This window comes from Vibrio sp. 1727, assembly GCF_033344415.1.
GTDB classification, from domain to species: domain Bacteria; phylum Pseudomonadota; class Gammaproteobacteria; order Enterobacterales; family Vibrionaceae; genus Vibrio; species Vibrio alginolyticus.
In genome coordinates this window covers 1-726 of sequence record NZ_JAWPOT010000238.1, presented here as the reverse complement: position 1 = coordinate 726, position 726 = coordinate 1, and the positions used below count along the sequence as shown (strand labels likewise).

Annotated in this window: 1 protein-coding gene; it reads left to right on the top strand. The window is 50.1% G+C overall.

All coding sequences use genetic code 11. From position 1 onward, the window contains the following. The coding region (locus R8O10_RS24995) for an FCD domain-containing protein (protein ID WP_318191927.1) at positions 1 to 686 on the top strand (686 nt) is incomplete at its 5' end. Positions 687 to 726 lie beyond the last annotated feature (40 nt).

Sequence of the window (726 nt, the reverse complement as noted above, 5' to 3'; positions counted from 1 at the left end):
TCGGAGATAGGCTGCCGCCTGAGCGCGATATCGCAGAACGTCTCGACGTTAGCCGCACAGTAGTGCGTGAAGCGATCATCATGCTGGAGCTGGAAAACCTTGTCGAAGTGAAGAAAGGTTCTGGAGTGTATGTCATCAATATTCCATCTCAACCGAACTCCCGTGAGAACGTGATCAGCGATGATGCCGGTCCGTTTGAAATGCTCCAAGCTCGCCAGTTGCTTGAAAGTAACATTGCGGAATTTGCAGCGATGCAAGTAACGCCTGGCGACATCGTGAAAATGCGTGCAGCCCTTGAGTTAGAACGAGAAGAACTTGCCAGTGGCACCGCAGATTGCAACGGTGATGAGAAGTTTCACATATGCATTGCAGAGGCAACTCAAAACTCTGTGCTGGTGGACATGTTGAAGCAATCTTGGGAGCGACGCGAGAGCAGCCCAATGTGGAAGAAACTTCATTCTCACATTGCTGGTCAAGACTACCGTGAAGAGTGGTTAGACGATCACGCCAAAATCCTTGCCGCATTGCAGCGTAAAGATCCAATCGCTGCAAAAAATGCCATGTGGCAACACCTTGAAAACGTTAAACAGCGCCTGTTGGAGCTGTCTGACATCGATGACCCGAATTTTGATGGTTACTTATTCAGTTCCAACCCTGTTGTTCTGCAGGGTGCTGAAAACGGTTAACCACATTGCCGGCTTCGGTCGGCTCTAGTCAGCGCAGCTG